Source organism: Synechococcus sp. O70.2 (assembly GCF_047462135.1).
Taxonomy (GTDB): Bacteria; Cyanobacteriota; Cyanobacteriia; order Thermostichales; family Thermostichaceae; genus Thermostichus.
The window spans coordinates 116,273-133,414 of record NZ_JANSIS010000003.1 but is presented as its reverse complement, the minus strand read 5'-3'; the positions used below and the strand labels follow the sequence as shown (position 1 = coordinate 133,414).

General features: G+C 61.4%; 16 protein-coding genes and 1 riboswitch. Of the genes, 9 read left to right on the top strand and 7 right to left on the bottom strand.

The window, feature by feature from the left end:
• Window positions 1-1,253, top strand: a 1,253-nt coding sequence (locus NW812_RS05050; RefSeq protein ID WP_414394681.1) for a hypothetical protein, incomplete at its 5' end; no start/stop codon positions are given.
• Between the two features lie 29 nt (window positions 1,254-1,282).
• Here NW812_RS05050 and NW812_RS05045 read toward each other — a convergent pair.
• From NW812_RS05045 to NW812_RS05035, 3 genes are all read right to left on the bottom strand, one after another.
• A complete protein-coding gene (locus NW812_RS05045) occupies window positions 1,283-2,749 on the bottom strand; it encodes a DASH family cryptochrome (RefSeq protein ID WP_414394679.1) in 1,467 nt (488 codons plus the stop codon).
• Between the two features lies 1 nt (window position 2,750).
• Complete coding sequence (locus tag NW812_RS05040; RefSeq protein ID WP_414394677.1) at window positions 2,751-3,077, bottom strand: HU family DNA-binding protein; 327 nt, start codon at window positions 3,075-3,077, stop codon at window positions 2,751-2,753.
• A gap of 120 nt (window positions 3,078-3,197) precedes the next feature.
• Window positions 3,198-3,425, bottom strand: a complete 228-nt coding sequence (locus NW812_RS05035; RefSeq protein ID WP_041438789.1) for a cytochrome b6f subunit family protein — start codon at window positions 3,423-3,425, stop codon at window positions 3,198-3,200.
• Between the two features lie 148 nt (window positions 3,426-3,573).
• On the opposite strand from NW812_RS05035, the gene NW812_RS05030 reads away from it, so the two are divergent.
• Window positions 3,574-4,017, top strand: coding sequence for an ATP-binding protein (locus NW812_RS05030; RefSeq protein ID WP_414394675.1), 444 nt, complete (start codon window positions 3,574-3,576; stop codon window positions 4,015-4,017).
• Here NW812_RS05030 and NW812_RS05025 read toward each other — a convergent pair.
• Window positions 4,014-5,618, bottom strand: coding sequence for a DUF3352 domain-containing protein (locus NW812_RS05025; protein ID WP_414394674.1), 1,605 nt, complete (start codon window positions 5,616-5,618; stop codon window positions 4,014-4,016). The two genes, NW812_RS05030 and NW812_RS05025, sit on opposite strands and share 4 nt — an antisense overlap.
• Before the next feature lie 339 nt (window positions 5,619-5,957).
• On the opposite strand from NW812_RS05025, the gene tatC reads away from it, so the two are divergent.
• The 3 genes from tatC (at window position 5,958) to NW812_RS05010 (ending at window position 9,457) form a co-directional block, all read left to right on the top strand.
• Complete coding sequence (tatC, locus tag NW812_RS05020; RefSeq protein ID WP_414394817.1) at window positions 5,958-6,644, top strand: twin-arginine translocase subunit TatC; 687 nt, start codon at window positions 5,958-5,960, stop codon at window positions 6,642-6,644.
• Between the two features lie 609 nt (window positions 6,645-7,253).
• Window positions 7,254-8,477: an NAD(P)/FAD-dependent oxidoreductase gene (locus tag NW812_RS05015; RefSeq protein WP_414394673.1), complete on the top strand. Its 1,224-nt coding sequence runs from the start codon at window positions 7,254-7,256 to the stop codon at window positions 8,475-8,477.
• A gap of 125 nt (window positions 8,478-8,602) precedes the next feature.
• Window positions 8,603-9,457, top strand: a complete 855-nt coding sequence (locus NW812_RS05010; RefSeq protein WP_414394671.1) for a DUF2993 domain-containing protein — start codon at window positions 8,603-8,605, stop codon at window positions 9,455-9,457.
• Between the two features lie 444 nt (window positions 9,458-9,901).
• Here NW812_RS05010 and NW812_RS05005 read toward each other — a convergent pair whose 3' ends face one another.
• On the bottom strand, window positions 9,902-11,779 hold the full coding sequence (locus tag NW812_RS05005) for a cation:proton antiporter (RefSeq protein ID WP_414394669.1): 1,878 nt from the start codon (window positions 11,777-11,779) through the stop codon (window positions 9,902-9,904).
• A gap of 198 nt (window positions 11,780-11,977) precedes the next feature.
• Window positions 11,978-12,057, top strand: a riboswitch (Glutamine riboswitch).
• A 96-nt stretch (window positions 12,058-12,153) separates the two neighbouring features.
• On the opposite strand from NW812_RS05005, the gene NW812_RS05000 reads away from it, so the two are divergent.
• The 3 genes from NW812_RS05000 to NW812_RS04990 all read left to right on the top strand — a co-directional run bounded on the left by NW812_RS05000 (window position 12,154) and on the right by NW812_RS04990 (window position 15,087).
• Window positions 12,154-12,603 carry a DUF4278 domain-containing protein gene (locus tag NW812_RS05000; protein ID WP_414394668.1) on the top strand — a complete coding sequence of 150 codons (450 nt, stop codon included), beginning with the start codon at window positions 12,154-12,156 and terminating at the stop codon, window positions 12,601-12,603.
• A gap of 240 nt (window positions 12,604-12,843) precedes the next feature.
• A complete protein-coding gene (locus NW812_RS04995; protein WP_414394667.1) occupies window positions 12,844-13,827 on the top strand; it encodes a methyltransferase domain-containing protein in 984 nt (327 codons plus the stop codon).
• Window positions 13,828-13,842: 15 nt separating this feature from the next.
• Window positions 13,843-15,087, top strand: coding sequence for an FAD-dependent hydroxylase (locus tag NW812_RS04990; protein WP_414394665.1), 1,245 nt, complete (start codon window positions 13,843-13,845; stop codon window positions 15,085-15,087).
• Here the strand turns inward: NW812_RS04990 and NW812_RS04985 are convergent.
• On the bottom strand, window positions 15,057-15,275 hold the full coding sequence (locus NW812_RS04985; protein WP_414394663.1) for a hypothetical protein: 219 nt from the start codon (window positions 15,273-15,275) through the stop codon (window positions 15,057-15,059). The genes NW812_RS04990 and NW812_RS04985 overlap by 31 nt on opposite strands.
• A 506-nt stretch (window positions 15,276-15,781) precedes the next feature.
• Window positions 15,782-16,087 carry an AbrB family transcriptional regulator gene (locus tag NW812_RS04980; RefSeq protein ID WP_414394661.1) on the bottom strand — a complete coding sequence of 102 codons (306 nt, stop codon included), beginning with the start codon at window positions 16,085-16,087 and terminating at the stop codon, window positions 15,782-15,784.
• A 429-nt stretch (window positions 16,088-16,516) separates the two neighbouring features.
• Between NW812_RS04980 and coaBC the strand changes: the two genes are divergently transcribed.
• On the top strand, window positions 16,517-17,142 hold a 626-nt coding region (coaBC, locus tag NW812_RS04975; protein WP_414394659.1), incomplete at its 3' end, for a bifunctional phosphopantothenoylcysteine decarboxylase/phosphopantothenate--cysteine ligase CoaBC.

Sequence of the window (17,142 nt, the reverse complement as noted above, 5' to 3'; positions counted from 1 at the left end):
CGCCCGGCCAGCCGTTGTTGCTGTCGGGGGAAAATCTGGAGCGGGTGGAAAGCGTTCTTTTTGCCTCAGCCGCCAATCCGGAGCGCATCCTGAGGGGGGAAATTCGCTCGCGCAGCCGCAACAGTCTGACGGTGATGCCGCCAGCCTCTCTTTCCGGCACGGTCTGGGTGGCGGTGGCCGACGCTGAAGGACAAGGACTGGGAACCTGGGTTTACGAGTGGCCCACTCCCACCCCCACTCCTACGGCGGCCTTGGGCTGGCGAGTGGAGACCCTCCTCAATGGCCGCACCGCTGCGGCAGCCAAGCCGGAGGGCAGCAGCTCCGATAACGAAGGGGAGGCCGGGATCTTCCTGCAGCAGATCGGCGGCATTGCCGCAGACCCCGAGGGGTTCTTTTACTTAGCCGACCCGGCCCAGCACCGCATTTTCCGGCTTTCCCCCGAAGGGGAACTGGAGGTGTGGGCGGGCAGCGGCAAGGCCGGCCACCGGGATGGGGCGGCGGAGCAGGCCCAGTTTCACTCCCCCCAAGGGCTACTTTGGGATCCCAAGGGGGGGTTGTGGGTGGCCGACAGCGGCAACCATTGCCTGCGCTACATCAGCCGACAGCGGCGGGTGAGAACCTTTGCCGGCACTTGTTCAGCCGGCCACCGAGATGGAGAGCGCGACGAGGCGCAGTTTCGCGAACCCTTTGGCCTGGCCCTGGGTCTGGACGGCAGCCTTTACGTGGCCGATCGCGCCAACCGCCGCATCCGCCGCATCACTCCCACGGGCAAAGTGACGACGGCCGCTGGCACCGGCCAGCCGGGATCCGCCGATGGGCCGGCAGAGCAAGCCCAGCTTCTGGAGCCGACAGCTCTGGCAGTGGACAAGGCGGGTAACCTCTGGATTGCCGATAGGCATCGCCTGCGCCGGCTCTCTGCCAACGGACACCTGACCACCCTCTCCCAGGCGGAAGCAGGCTACCGCGATGGCCCTCTGGCGGAGGCCCGTTTTCAAACCCTTGCGGGGCTGGCCTTCGACAGTGCGGGGGTCCTCTGGCTGGCCGACCAAGACAACCGCCGCATTCGCCGTCTTCAGCCCAGCGGGCAGGTCTCTACCCTGGCCGGGGGGGATGAGCCGGGCTGGCAGGATGGCCCGGTGGTCTCAGCTCGCTTCCAGCGGCCTGGCTCTCTGCTTGCCTTGCCAGACGGCAGCTTGGTGGTGGCGGATGCTGGCCTGCCTGGCTTGCGGCGTCTTAGCCGCGTCGTCCCCTAGCCCGCCACTCCCGTTTCGAGGGGATCCTCCTAGCCGCCACGGTGGCGGGCCAGGGCCGCTTCGTAAGCCCGCCGACTGGCCTGCAGGGACTTTCCCAAATCCACCACGGGGCGGGGATAGTCTACCCCCAGCCGCACGCCAAACTGCTTTTGCTCAGCAGCGCTGAGGCGGTAGGGCTCGTGGATCTTGTCCCCCGGGATCCCGGCCAGCTCCGGCAGCCAGTGGCGTAAGTAGTGGCCCTGGGGATCGTAGTCGCGGGATTGCTTGGGAATGTGGAAGTAGCGAAAGCCGCGGGCATCGTTGCCCACGCCGGCGGTGTAGTTCCAGTTGCCGTAGTTGCTGGCCACGTCGTAGTCAATCAGCAGCGATTCAAACCATTCCGCCCCCAAGCGCCAGTCGATCCCCAGGTTCTTGGTGAGAAAGCTGGCCACATTCTGCCGCCCGCGGTTGGACATAAAGCCGGTGGCGGCCAACTCCCGCATGTTGGCATCCACCAGAGGGTAGCCGGTCTCGCCGCGGCACCAAGCCTGAAAGCGGTCCCAGTCCTGCTGCCAGGGGATGGGGATCCCTTGGATCCCCGAGGGACGAAACAGCTTGGCGCCATGCTTGGCCAGGATGAAGCGAAAGTAATCCCGCCACAGCAGCTCGAAGACCAGCCAGTAGGTGGATTCGTTGCGCACCCGCTCCTCCTCGTAGCGCTTGACTTCGGCATACACCGTGCGAGGAGAAAGGCAACCCAACGCCAACCAGGCAGAAAGACGCGAGCTGTCGTTGGGATCCAGCATGCCGTTGCGGGTTTCTTTGTAGACGCGCAGCCGATCCAGATCCCAGATGTAGATCTGCAGGCGCGCCTGGGCAGCGGTGCTGCCGCCGGTATAGACAAAGCGGGCGCGGGGATCCGGCGGCGGCAAGCTCAACCCCAGCTCCGCCAGAGTGGGCAGAGGGCCAGGGTCCAGCCCTGGCGGCAGGGGCGGCAGGGAGGGGATGGGCAGGGGAGCGCGAATGGCGGCCTTGGCTTCCACCTGCTGGCGGAAGCGGGTGAACACCTCCGGCAGGTCTGCCAGGGCAAAGGGGAGGTCAGCAGGATGGTAGAGAGTGTGGCCCCACTCCAGGTGCAGCGGGATCCCTAAGGGCTGAAGCGCTTGCTGCAGGGCCCTGGCAACCGCCTCCTCCTCCGTGCCCACCTCTTCGTGGGCATAGACAGCCTTCACCCCCCACTCCCGCGCCAGGGCCGGGATCACCTGCTCCGGCTGGCCTTGGCGGATGACCAGATCAGAGCCGCGGGCCCGAAGCTGCTGCCGCAGGTCAGCCAGGCTTTCCAGCAGGAACTGGGCGCGGAAAGGACCGGTCTTAGGAAAGCCAAAGGCCGTCCGGCCAAAGTGGCGCGGATCCAGGCAGTAGAGGGGAATGAGGAAGGATCCCTGCTGGCAAGCGCGCGTCAGCGGCTGGTGATCCAGTAGGCGCAAATCGGTGCGAAACCAAACCAGAACGGCCATTCTAGACGGATGGCGGCGCTTCCAGATCCCCTCGGCGTTTTCTCCTAGGGCGTCCCAGCTCCGGGCTGGGGACAAAATAGGGCACTTGGGCAGCCGGGATGTGGACAGGAGCCTTAGTGCGGGGGTGATAGGTTTGCCGGGCCGGACGGGGCCGCAGCAAGAAGGTGCCAAAGCGCGCCAGCCGCACGGATCCTCCTTCCGCCAGACATTGGCTGATGCTGTCTAGCATTGCCTCTAGGGCAGCGGCAGCCATTTTGACGGTCAGGCCATCCACTTGCGCAGCCATCTGGCGGGCCAACAAACGGCGATTTAAATGGGGAGAAGCCACAGCTACCTCCCAAAACGGCAAGATATTATAAGCTTCCCTAGCTCTACAACAACGGCGCCGAAGCTGGCTACCAAGCCGAAACACCAGCATAGGGAAGCCTGCTTGGCTGCCTCCAGAGCTTCAGCGAGCCTTCTCCTGCGTCGGGTTGGAATCGACCTCCTCCACCTCACTCTCGAAAAACCAGTGCCGCGAGCGGTCAGGAAATTCCAGGATATAGCCAATGCCACTGCCATCGACCACCCGACGCGCCAGGACCACGCCCTCCTTGCCCACCAGGGCGCTCACCTCTTCCTGCCCGCGATCGCGAATGGAGCGCACCCTAACTTTATCGCCAACTTTGATCACCATAGCAACAGGGGTAACCGCGAAGAGCTTCACCACTCAAGATGGTACGGCAAAAATGGCCACCCCTTTCCCGAAACTGGCCTGCGCCGGCCGACGCAGACGGCCATTGCTAAGATCGACAAGAGCGTTGTGCGCCGGGAAGACCGCCCCTGTGATTGCCCTGTCCCTAAAACCCGCCCATTGCTCCTGGAGCGTTATCAGCTTTCCCTCCACCCTCTACACTCAGCCGATTCTGGATCTGTTGGTTGCCAAAGTTCCTCCCCCCTGGAAGGCAGAGGTACGCCTGGGCCTGCAAGAAGCCATCATCAACGCTGTCCGCCATGGCAATGGTCTGGATCCCAACAAGAGGGTGATCGTCGAATACACCAGCTCCGAGCGCTTCTACCAGTGGCTAGTGCGGGATCAGGGATCCGGCTTCTGTCCCCAGCAAGAGCTGCAGCGCTGCCGCTGCGGCCTCTTGGAAACCGAGGAATCGGGCCGGGGGGTGCTCCTGCTGACCCAAATCTTTGACTTTGTGGAATGGAACGAGACGGGCAACCAAGTCTATTTGGCCAAGTTCATCTACCCCGGCTGCCGCGATCCCTGGATAGTCTAATACCACTGCCAAAACAGCTTGCCCCTCTGGAGAAGCCAGCGGCCCCGATCGGGGTAGGGAGCTTCAGAGAACTTCAGGGCAGTAGTGGCAAAGGCAAAGCGAGTGGATGACCAGCGGGATCCCGAAAGCTGAGGCAGCCAGGTTTCCAGTAAGCCTAAGGATCCATATCCATAACCCAGGTTGCGGTGAGGCAGGGGAGCCACCAGGCGGCGCCAGGCACGAGTGGCGCTCAAGGGGGGATCTGCCAGGGCCGCTTCCAGAGCCGCCAAAGACGAAGCCAGATAGGAATAGCCGTCCCGGTCAGCGTGATACACCTGGGCTAGCGGCGGCGGCTTTGGGATCGCGGGCAGGTTCTGAGGCACCAACTCTGCTAGGGGCTGGACTACGGGTTTGCTCCAGGCGGTGGCGACGCCGTGTTTTGTTGCCATCGACACCACCTGCCAGCCCTGCGCAATTGCCCGCTCATCCAGCGTCGGTGCCTCCGGCCTCTTGCCAACCCAGAGCCAGGCCGGTTTCCCATCCGCGGGTAGAAGGGCAAGGGCAAACTCTCCCGTTTCCGGCACCAGCCGCTGCCAGTCCAGGTCGACCTGGGCTGGCCCCCACTGACCCGGATCCAGCGGCAATCCCAGAAGGCGGAGGGGCTGCACCTGTCCCAGGCTCTGCCAAAAGACAGCCCAGTTGCGGCCAGACACCAGCGCCAGCGTCTCGTCGGGCAGCTGACCAATAACCTGGGGACGAAAAGCTTCGCTCCTAGGCAGGGCAAAGTTGGCAGGCGTATGCCAAAGGGCAGCCGTTTCTGCTAGCAAACCCTGAAAGCTCACCCCTAGCCCCAGCCCCACCGCCTGCAAGGTCAACCCTTCAGCGGAGGCCGGCTGCGGATTTTGCCAGAAGGCCCAACCTACCTGCGCCGGTGGCAGCGCCTGGATGACCTGCCGAAACTGCGGCTCGGCCATGAGCGACAGCTGCGGCACCTGCCAGGCATCGATAGCGGCGCGAAGGGCTGCTGCCTTCTCCGCCAAAAGCACGTAGCGCTCCCCGAAAAGGGCTGCCGCAAACCCCGGCAACCCTGGCAGCGGACTGGAAACTACCTGGATGCCCTTGTAGGTGTCCACCTGGACCGGCAGACCGGCCAAACTCTGCCGCTCCCACAACAGGTTGAGCTCAAACTGCGCCAGCGCCGGCTTGCGGATTTCCAGGGCAACCAAGGTGCCCCACTCCGGCAAGCTGGCCAAGAGGGTGCTTTTTCCCAGCCAGGGCTGCACCTCCCGCTCGAAATTCAGGGATCCCCCCGCCAAGAGGGATCCCAGCCATCCTGGACCTTCGCTGGAGAAAAATTTGCGCCACTGCTGGCGGGTAGCGCGTCGTTGGGAGGCGGGGGTTGCCGCTTGCCAGAATGCCTGCAGATTTTCCAGGGGAACAGCTAGCAGCAGCAGCGCCTGGGTGGAGCGGGGGGCCAGGCCCACAATCGGCGGCAGCTCATGGCGAACCAGCAACAAGGCCAGCGGACTTTGGGTGAGCAGCCAAGCGATTACCCACACGCTCATGGCCGCCAGCAGGCCCAGACCAATTAGGATGCCGCGCCGGAGTTGCCCTTGTCCCATACCTCCATCCCCAGTCTGGAATAGACGCTGTCTTGCCGCAAAGCCGGCAGTTAGCACCGCGTAACCATCTTACCTGGGAGGGGAAGTTGGCTCCCCTTGCTTGCCGTTAACCGCCACCTATAAAGAGTTTCCTGGAACAGCGGTGCGCTGACCCATGCTGAGGGGGGCGTGTTGGGCGGGCGCTTTTCCTTGAGGCTGGGGCAAGGCTAAGATAGCGGGAAAGGTTGTGTTACCAGCCGGCTCATGCCCCTTGCCTCTGAGACTGACTCCTCGCAGCAAGCTGCGCCAGCGCAAGCGCCCACGCGGCCGCCCAATCCAGAGTTTCCCTACGAGGTCGAGATGACCTTGATGGAGCACCTGGAGGAGCTGCGCCGCCGCCTCTTGGCCAGCCTCATTGCTGTGGGCCTGTGCATCGTCGCCTGTTTTCTGGGGGTAAACCGCCTTGTTGCTTTTCTGGAGGTGCCAGCCCAGGGGGTAACCTTCCTGCAACTGGCGCCGGGCGAGTACTTCTTCGTCTCCCTCAAGGTAGCGGCCTATGCCGGCTTGCTCTTGGCCACGCCCTTTTTGCTCTACCAAATCGTCCGCTTTGTGTTGCCAGGGCTAAGCGTCAAGGAGATCAGGCTGCTGGGACCGGCGGTGCTGGGATCCAGCCTCTTGTTTGTGGCGGGCTTAGCCTTTGCCTACTACCTTCTCATTCCGGCAGCGCTGAACTTCTTTATTCGCTATGGGGAAGGGGTAGTGGAGCAGGCATGGTCCATCGATCGCTACTTTGAGTTTGTGCTGCTGTTGATGTTCAGCACTGGCTTGGCCTTTCAGGTGCCAATTCTGCAGGCACTGCTGGGGGCTTTGGGGCTGGTAACTGCCGAGCAGATGCTCAAGGGCTGGCGCTACGTCGTTGTGGCTTCAGTGGTGGCGGGGGCCATTCTTACCCCTTCCACGGATCCCCTTACCCAGAGCCTCCTAGCCGGCGCGATCACGTTCCTGTACGGGTTGGGCGTTTTGCTGGTGAAGCTACTGGGTCGGTGACACGGGCGCTGGCTTGGGCAGCCTGGCTTCCCCGTGCGGGGAAAGCGGTTTGACCTTGGAAAGAAAGATGGACAAGCTCTACCTGCTCACCAAAATCCTTAGCGGTAACAGTCGAGACTGCAGCCCTGGTTAGGGCTGGAATACCAGCCTTTGGCAACAGCCGCACCCTTTGGCCAGCAGAAAGGCTCATTGGGGCAGAGGGAAAGTTTGTCCAATTTGTCTATCCCGGCAGGGGATCCGCCCCGCCCCTACCCTAGCTCAGGCGAGGGGGGTAGCTAGCTATGCGCCCCTAGTGTAAGGGGTGTGGGCAACAGTTGGCTGCTGTTTTCCATCTTCAGTAGCTGCTGCAGGGCCTTGGCCAGCGGGGACAGGCAGCAAAGCTTCCTACTGCTGCTCGCTGCCGAAGAGGCTGCTGCTGCAGAAGCGGATTTTCTGAACTTTCAAGAACGAGTTCTTGACCTCAGGGCTTCTATGCTTTCTTGGAGTTTTTGCCCCAAAACAAACCCCTATCCTGCTAGAACCTACGATCCTTCCTATCCAGTTGGCAGTTACTGGGACAGCACGATAGCAGACTCCAGTTGGCGACACCCAGCACCTCTGCAAGGGCAGGTGGAGGCTGAGGTAGCCATCATTGGGGGCGGGTTCACAGGGCTTTCGACAGCCCTGCACCTAGTCCGCGATCACGGCATTTCCGCCTGCCTGCTGGAGGCGGGATCCCTGGGCTGGGGGGCCTCGGGGCGTAATGGCGGTTTCTGCGGCGTGGGGGCAAGCTGCCTGACTCACGCCCAGATGGTACGGCGGGTAGGGCTAGCGGAGACGGAGCGCTACTACCGGGATCAATGGCAGGCAGTGGAAACCGTCCAAGAGCTGGCTGCTACCGAGGGCTTTTCCCTGGATGCCCAGGGCCAGGGCTGGTACGCGGTGGCCCATCGCCCCAGTGCTTGGCAGGAGTTGGAGGCGGAATACCAGATCTACACCCAGGTGGCCGGCTACCCCGTTCAGCTCCTTAGCCCCAAAGAGCTGCGGGAGCGGGGCTTCGACAGTCGGGAGAACTACGGCGCTCTCCACATTGGCATTGGTTTTGGCCTCAACCCCCTCAAGCTTACCCAGGGGCTAGCTCAGGCTGCCCGCCGGTGGGGAGCCCAGCTATACAGCGCTAGCCCGGTTATCGCCTGGGAGAAAGTGGGATCCTACCACCTTTGCCATACGCCGGGGGGGACGGTGCGGGCGCGCCACCTGGTGATTGCCACCAACGGCTACACGCCAGCCCACCTCTATCCCCAACTGGCGGGATCCCTGCTGCCGGTGCTTTCCAACATTGTGGTGACTCGTCCCCTGACGCCAGCGGAGCAAAAAGCTCAGGGCTGGTGGGATCCGACCCCTGTCTACGACACGCGGCGGCTTCTGTTCTACTACCGTCTCTTGCCCGATGGGCGGCTGCTGTTTGGGGGGCGGGATGGCACCTGCGACGACCCAGCGCAACGGCAGCGCCTGCAAGCTTGGATGGTGCAGCGGCTCTACCGCCTCTTTCCCGCCTGGGAGGGGGTGGAGATTGAGTACGCCTGGAATGGCTTGGTTTGCCTCTCCCGCCAGCTTCACCCTCACATCGGCCCTTCGCCAACGGATCCCAGCCTGTGGTACGGCCTAGCCTACCATGGCAGCGGTGTGGCCACAGGGGTGTGGGCGGGCAAAATCTTGGCTCAGGATATCGCCGGTAATCGACCCCAGATCAGTGCCCTCTTTCGTCAGCCGCCGCGGGTTTTCCCTTTCCCTGGCTTGCGGCTTCACTACCTGCGGTTGGGGTATCTTTGGTGGCAGTTGATAGACGGCTAGCTTCCCCAAGAGTGCGCGAGAAGCTCCTGGGCGCTGCCACCGCCCTGTCGTAATCTAGTCCTAGCCTGGCCCGAGAAAGTCCCCTAGCTTCTCGCCTTTTGGTTCTTATTCCCCTGAGGTGCCTCGTGCTGTCCCCATCTTGGCCTGAACAGGACTCTCTCCCCCTGAAGCCAACAACTAGCCGCCAACAACGGCCCTCCGCCGGGGGGCAGCGGCTGGGGTTTGCTCTGCTGCTTGGCCTGCCTGCTATGTTTTTGCCCTGGCCTGCCTTTGCCCAAATTGCCGGATCCCTGCTCAATCCTCTGGTGGCTGCCTGGATTCGCTCTGAGGTGCAGCAGGTGGACAACTTGCAGGTGCAAATTGCCGGTTCCGACGCCCAGATTCTCAAGGGTCAGATCCCTCAAGCTCAGGTCTCAGGAGACAACCTCATCTACCAAGGCTTCCAGATCAGCCATCTGCGGCTGCGGGGCCAAGATATTCGCCTCAATGTGGGGGAAGCTATTCAAGGGCGCAGCCCCCTGCGGCTGTTGGCCCCTGTGCCAGTGCAGGTAAGCTTGCGCCTCACGGAAGCAGACTTGAATCGCACCCTTCAGGCTCCCCTCATCCAGTCGCAACTGGCCCAAGCGCGGGTGCAACTGCCCTTTGGAGAGCAAACGGTTCCCTTTTTAATCCGCCAGCCCCAGGTTGCCCTAGAGCCAGGGCGGCTGCGCATCCGGGCCCAACTGGTTACTCCTGAGGGGGCGGAGGTGCCCGTTACGGTGCTGACTGGGCTGCAGGCTCAGGGCCCTAGCCAGTTGCGGCTGGTTAACCCTGTGTGGATAAGTAAAGGTCAGGAGATCCCTATCCCCGGCCTGGCGGATTTTCCCATCCAGTTGGATCCAGGTGTGCGCATTGATCGCTTGGAGCTGCAGCCCGGCCAGATCCTCTACGAGGGGATGTTGGTTATCTACCCGGAAGCGGCAACGCCACCCCGGGGGTAGTTGCTGCCGCTGAATTCTCTCCCCCGCAAGCTGCAGGTAGCCAGATACCACTTGACCAAGTTGAGGGCAGCGTTGAAACTACCCTATAACCGAGCTGGCCCCGGCCACACCTATTGCCCCAATCCCTCCTCTCCAACTTCTCAAGGTAGGGTGACGCCTGTTCTCTGGGCCGGTGAGCCAATGATGGACGTAGGCAACAAGGCACGCCATGACACCCAAGGTCGTGGCAAAGGCTACCCCCAGAAGTGCCTTGTTCTCGAAAATAGCGCTGGCTACTGCTCCCCAAAATAGAAGAGTCCTCCCTACCCCTGCCACGAGAGCCAAAAGGGCAAGCAGAGCAAAGGCTCTCAACCAAGCGAGTGGTCTGGGTAGCCAAACAGGCCAGCGCACAGAGACCTCCCAGAGAGTAAGTCGCCCAGCTTAGTCTTGCCCCAGCTTGTGTTCTCACTCAGCCGAGCTAGGGATCCCTGCCCATTCCGGCTGCCCGGGGCGCCGCCACTGCTCCCACCAAGCCAGCACCGATTCCGATGGACTAGCGTCATGGCTGCCGTTAGCAGGAGGCGGTGGCGGCCAGCTGACAGACGTGGGGATTAGGCAACTGGGGGGGAGAGGTCGCAGGTTGCGGTAGTGGCTGCTGCGGATGGCTAGGATCTCCTGCTGGACAACCTCCAGGGGCTCGCCCAGCTGGAGCAACAGGTGACTGCACAGCCCCAAGCTGGCCTCAAATTCCGGGTGGACGACTTCTCTAGCCCCCAACTGGTAGAGCTGTTCGATGTCCTCTTCGTGAGTGGCCCGCACCACTACCTCCAGGTGGGGCGCCAGTTCTAGCGCCTGTTTGAGGCAGAGGCGGGTGCTTAGACGATCTGGCAAGGCAATGACCAGGGCGTGAGCTTGGTTCAGGCGAGCTTTCTCCAGCACCAGGGCGCTGGCAGCATTGCCGTAGAGGTAGGGGATCCCCTGCGAGCGCAGCTGTTGGATGACCTGTTCCGAGGAGTCAACTACCAAAAGGGGATGGCGACGGGCCTGCAGAATGCGCACCACATCCTGCCCCACCCGACCGTAGCCACACACCACCACGTGGCCCTCTTGAGGAGCCCTGGCATCCAGGTCGCGAGGCCGCTCGTCTGCTGCTAGCCAGCGAGACAAGAAGGGGATCCCTTGCAGTTTCCTCAGCAGCCCCGGCGCGCCCTTAAGCAAAAAGGGAGTGACAAGCAAGGTAACAGCAGTGGTGCTGACAATGAGCAAATACAGCTGCCGCGACACCAGTCCCAGGGCCTGCCCCTCGCTGGCCAGGACAAAGGAAAACTCGCCAATCTGAGAAAGGCCCAGCCCTACCAACACCGCCGCCGGGAGGGGGTAGCCAAACAGCCCAGCCAGAGGCGCCACCAGGCAAAACTTGCCCACCATCACTAGCCCCACCAGCCCCAGAATCAGCGTCAGGTGGTCAGCAATGAAGCGGGGATCGATGAGCATGCCAATGGCAGCAAAAAAGAGGGCAGCAAACACATCCCGCAAGGGCTCTACGTAGGCCAGGGTTTGGTCGGCGTATTCCACTTCCGAAATCATCAGCCCCGCAATGAAAGCCCCGATCTCGCTGGAAAGGCCCAGCCGCTCGGTTAGGAGAGCAATCCCCACGCAGAGGCTGATGACCCCCAGTAGGAATACCTCTTTGTTCTCCTGCTGGGCCAATAGCCGCAGCAAGGCGGGCACCAGCCAAATACCCCCCAGCACTGCTCCTACTGCCACCAGGCCAATTTCCGCTACTGACTTAGCCAGGGATCCCGCCAGCTTCGGCAGGGGAGCATCCAAAGCTGGCAACACCGCCAGCATTAGCCCTACCGCCAAATCCTGCACGATCAAGATCCCCAGCATGGCCTGGGCCTGGGGCGTGCCCATCTGGTTGGTCTCGGTGAGGCTTTTGAGCACCACCGCCGTGGAAGACAAGGAGAGCACCGCCCCCAAAAAGATCCCCTGCACCGGCGTCAGCCAGCCACTGGCCACTGCCAGCACCGCTGTGACTGCAATCGTTAGGCCAATCTGCAAAAGGCCGCCGCCTAGAGCAATCCCGCGCACTTGGCGCAGTTCTTTGAGGGAAAACTCCACCCCCAAGGTAAACAGCAAAAAGGTCACGCCAAACTGGGCCAGGGTTTCCACCTGCACCACCTCTTTAATCCACCCCAGCCCTGTTGGCCCCACTAGGATCCCGGCTAGCAAGTAACCCAAAAGCACTGGCTGCCGCAGCAGTGCCGCTAGAAGCCCTCCTGCTGCCGCTGCCGCCAGTACTGTGGCAATGTCCAGAATCAGGCGAAAGTCTTCCTGCACAGGGACACCCACCCCGAAATATGAACTTTTGTAGCCGATCCTGAGGGCTCTTCCACGATACTGCTTCCCTCAGCCGCGTGGACAGATCCCCGCGCACTCCAGTCCAGCAGGGGTAGCCCCGGGGGAGAGCGGCCAAAATTTTTGTTAAAGGTTACCTAGAAAACCTCAAAACCGTAGCTTATAATACGAAATGAAGAAATCGTTCATCCTCTGGCGGGCTCAAGAGCAACCCCACAGCCAGAGGACGGAAGTAGGGAGCTATCCCGAAGGAACGCGCCTCAACCCCTGTAGCTGTTTGCAAAATATCCCAGCTCACCTCTCACCTTGGGAGGTGAAGGGGATACCAACAACTCTCAACTTTGGAGGCGAAGATGATGAAACTCTCTTACCGTGGTGTCGGTTACACCTTCTCACCGGCGACCGTGACCGTTTCCCCTGGCAAGGTGGGGGGCCGTTATCGAGGGCTGGACTGGCGGTTCCGCCACCTAACCAAGCCGCTGGTTTTGTCCACCAACTTGGACTTTCTCTACCGGGGAGTAGCCTATCGTCCCAAAGCGGCTGAGGCAGTGGCTCAAGAGATTCCAGCAGTAGCCTCCGAGGCGGCAGCAACCCCTGGCCGTTCCCACGTTTTGGATGAGCTAGCTCGTCGGCTGATGGCGGGCCACCAACGCGCTATTCGAATTCGGCAGCAGGCGATGCTGGTACGCGGTACGGAGCGGGTTGGCCTGCACACCAATGTGCGCAACTTCTGGAACCGTATCCAAGGGAAAGTGCACCCCACCTTCCGCTTGACCTACGACCGTACGCGAGTTAGCATGAGCTAAGCTCCAGGCAAGTGCTTTGGGGGGATCCTCAAAGAGGCCCCTTGCAAGAGGCGCCAGAAGTCTTCCTGCTGCTAGCAGGGAGAAAGGCGCTGTTTTTTGTATCTCTTTGTATCTCTCAGACTCGCGAGGAGGAGCCTAGTAACCTCCGCGGGGTCAAGAAAACTGGCTCTCCAAGGCTATAATGCCCTAGTGAGCTTTTGGGATTCTGTCTGTCTCAACTCGAGCAGCCTCTAGTTATTCATGCGCCCAATGCCTTGGATTTTGGCCCCAGTTTTGCTCCTAGGGGTAGGTCTAGCGGCCTACGTGCTGACTGCTCGCAAGTATCGCTCTCCTGAGTCGGTAGCCCGCGCCTACGACGAGTGGACGCGGGACGGGATCCTGGAGTTTTACTGGGGCGAACACATCCACCTGGGCCACTACGGATCCCCGCCGCGGCGGAAAAACTTCATCCAGGCTAAGCACGACTTTGTCCATGAGATGGTGCGCTGGGGGGGGCTGGATCGGCTGCCGCCGGGGTCAACAGTGCTGGATGTGGGCTGTGGCATTGGCGGCAGCTGCCGCATCTTGGCTCGCGACTATGGCTTTGTGGTAACCGGCATTACCATCAGTCCGCAGCAGGTGAAGCGGGCCCAAGAGCTCACCCCTCCTGATCTGCCTGTGCGATTTCAGGTGGCCGACGCCCTCGACCTCCCCTTTCCCGACGCCAGCTTCGATGTCGTCTGGTCCATTGAGGCCGGCCCCCACATGCCAGACAAGGCCCGCTATGCTAGCGAGATGCTGCGGGTGCTCAAGCCAGGCGGCATTCTAGTGGTGGCGGACTGGAACCAGCGCGACGACCGCCAAAAGCCCCTCAACTTTTGGGAGCGCTTGGTGATGCGGCAGTTGTTGGATCAGTGGGCGCACCCTGCTTTTTCCAGCATCGAAGGCTTTGTGGAAGCGCTGGAAGCCACAGGGCTGGTAGAGGGAGGAGTGGAGACTGCCGACTGGACCCAAGAGACTCTTCCTTCTTGGTTAGATTCCATCTGGCAGGGGGTTGTCCGGCCGGAGGGGTTGCTAAAGTTTGGCTTGGTGGGCCTGATCAAGTCGCTGCGGGAGGTGCCCACCTTCTTACTCATGCACCTGGCCTTCAGTACCGGCCTCTGCCGCTTTGGCATGTTCCGAGCCGTGCGAGCGGCCACGCCAGCTAACTCGAGTTGCGTGGAGGCAGTGGCCTACAGCACCTGACTACCCAAGTGGGAAATGACAGCCCTTGCTTCCCCTTTAGATACCTTGGAAGCCTTCTACGATGTGGTGATTGTCGGCGGAGGCATCACGGGTCTAACCCTAGCCTGTGCCCTCCGAGCCTCCGGCCTGCGTTTAGCCCTCGTTGAGGCCCAGTCGTCTGAGGCTGTTCGGCAACGCCCCCTGGCCTACGCCCTTTCGCCCCTGTCAATCCGCATCTTCCGGTCAATTGGCGTGTGGGAGGCCCTAGCTCCCCACATTACCCCCTTTGCCCAAGTCATTTTGACAGACGCCGACGCTCCCCAGCGGGTGACGTTTAGACCGGAGGATGTGGGGGAAACAGCAGTTTTCTACTGCGGCGAACATGCCTGGCTGCAGCAGGTGCTCCAGGAGCAGGTGGCTGCGGATCCCTGCATTACCTGCTACTACGAAGCCAGGGTGGAGCGAGTTACCTACAGGAAAAGCGCGGCTGAGGTGGAGCTGACAACAGCCCAAGGTCAGCGCCGACTGGCAACCTCGCTGGTAGTAGCCGCCGATGGTCTGCGCTCCCAGGTACGGCAGTGGGCAGGGATCCCGAGCGACGGCTGGGACTACTGGCAGTCGTGTATCACTGCCCTGGTGGCCCCTGCCCAAGACCACCAAAACATCGCCTACGAACGCTTTTGGCCTGCTGGGCCCTTTGCCATCCTGCCCTTGCCTGGCAATCGCTGCCAGGTAGTTTGGATCTTGCCCCATGAGCAGGCCAAAGCCACGCTGGCTCTTTCTCAGGCTGACTTCTTGGCCGAGATGCAGCGCTACTATGGTTCCCAGGGCGGCTGCCTGACCTTGCTGAACCCGCCTCAGCTCTTCCCCGCTCGTCTGCGCCAGAGTCGCCGCTACTATCAGCACCGCTTGGCCTTGGTGGGAGATGCGGCTCACCACTGCCATCCGGTGGCTGGCCAAGGGCTAAACCTCGGTATCCGCGATGCTGCCGCCCTGGCCCAAGTGTTGCTGGAGGCTCGCAGGCGGCAGGAGGATCTGGGGGATGTTAGAGTCCTGCGGCGCTACGGCCGCCGTCGCCGTTGGGAAAACTGGGTGGTGCTGCTCTTTACCGACCTGCTCACCCGCACCTTCTCCAACTCCTACTGGCCCGTAGTGGTTGGGCGGCGCTGGGTTCTCCGGGGGATGATAGTTTTCCCGCCACTGCGGCGCTTTCTGCTGCGCCTGATGACTGGCCTGTGGGGGAGTCCTCCCTACAACCCCAGCTCCTCCTTGGCTTTTTGAGCTGCCCAAAGCACCTCCGCATCCTCGACCTGCAACCGGTTGGGCTTGGCAATCTCAGCGTAGAACTTTTCGTCGTAGGGGCGGGTTCGCACCACCACCGGCATGGGTACAGCATGGCCAAGGATCAGGGGCTGCTGCTTCGAATCCAGCTTAACTAGCACCGTCTTCAGGTTCTGGTTGCCTGCCACTCGTGGGAGCACGGCCTTGACGACAGGACAAGTGCAGCTTGTAGGTGTCCTGCGGCTCAGGGCGAAAGCGCAGCTGACTAACCTGCTGCAGGGGCAGCCCTGGCTGCATCGGGATGGTGAGGGCAGAGTTGGTGCTGAAGCGCAAGAGCTCCTGCGGTTTAAGCAGCAGCTCGCTGCCCTACCCTACACGTCGAAAACGACCGCTGTCAGCGGCTCCAACTGAACCGTCAGCCGTTGTTCAAATTGCAGCCAAATGCGTCCTGCTGCCCAGGGGCTGGCTGAGAGGAGACCCACTGCAGCAACTCCCTTGGCAGTGACCCAACCTGCGGATCCGTTGCCCTCATGAACCCTCTACGCTGGAGCCCTCAACAATTGCAACTAGGGATCCTCAACAGATGTGAGGATCCCTTCTCTGCCTCAAGGAGGGGGAAGATTTCCCACCCACCGTACCCCCCTGAAACGCTGGCATTACTAGAGAGAACCTCGACAAGGTAGGTGATGGGAAATCAGTCGACGCGCTCCAGCTTGATGTTGTGGTGGCCCAACTTGATCTCAAACTGATCTCCGGGCTTGAGGCCCATTTTCTTTGTATAGGCGGCCCCAATTAGGATGTTGCCGTTCTTATGAACCGAAACCCGGAAGGTAGGAGCGCGACCGCGGGAACCGTTCTCATCACTGGTACCGAGATCTACCCCAATAGCCTTGAGCAAGGCGTTGTTGAACTGCATCAGATTTACTCGCTCCTGCCCGTTCTTGGTATAGGTGACGTAACCGCAAGCGCGAGCTTTCTCCTTGGGATCTGCGTTTCCCATGGAGGTTACCTTGTCGAGGAGCTCTTGGCCAGTGAGTGGCTTCGGCTTTCCGGTCGTAGTCATATCCAGCGCGTTTAAGGACAACAGTTAGTGTAGCCAAAAACAAATAGCGATTGCAATAGAGTTGCCTTCAGCTCTTTCTTATCTTGTTAGACTTGTTAGAAGGGATAAGTTTGGCAACCGAGTAGGATCTAAGGAGGCGGGTGCGCAAAGCCGCAGTAGTGAATTCTGTCTAGGGGACGGAGCCTGTAGAGTTGGGTTGGACTTTTGCAAAGAGGGGTTCTCCGCAGGCAAGCCATAGGCTTGCAAGTGCTGTTCTCAGCTAGGTCTACTGTCGGAGTACTAGCGCCTTTGGGCGAGGGATTTGTGTCGCTGGCAGGAGGCAAAAGTAGGGAAACTGGAAGCAAGGCTGTTTGAGTGTTCACTGATATGGATCTCTTTTGGTCGGGGCGGCGTCTTTTGGTTGGGGTGAGCGGGGGAATTGCAGCCTACAAAACGGCAGCCTTGGTGTCAGCTCTGGCGCAGCAGGGGGCAGAAGTAAGGGTGGTTTTAACCAGAGCCGCCGAGCAGTTTATCTCCCCGCTGACCTTTGCTACCCTGTCCCGTCAGCCAGTTTTTACGGATGCCGAGTTTTGGCAAGCTACGCGGGGGCGACCGCTGCACATCGAGCTGGGGGAATGGGCCGAGGCTCTCCTGATTGCGCCGCTTTCGGCCAACACCTTAGGCAAGCTAGCCCAGGGGCTGGCGGACAATTTGCTCACCAATGTGGTTTTGGCTTCCCGCGGTCCGGTGGCCTTGGCGCCGGCCATGAATACACACATGTGGAAGGCTGAGGCGGTGGCGGAGAATTGGCAGCGACTGCAGCGGGATCCCCGCTTTTGGGCCTTGCCTACTGCCAGTGGCCGCCTGGCCTGCGATGCGGTGGGGGAAGGACGGATGCTAGAGCCGGAGGTGTTGCAGGAGTACGTGCGGGCTTTGTTTTGGACAGGGGGGAAAAAAGATTGGCAGGGCAAGCGGGTGTTGGTGACAGGGGGGGGTACACGGGAGCCCATTGA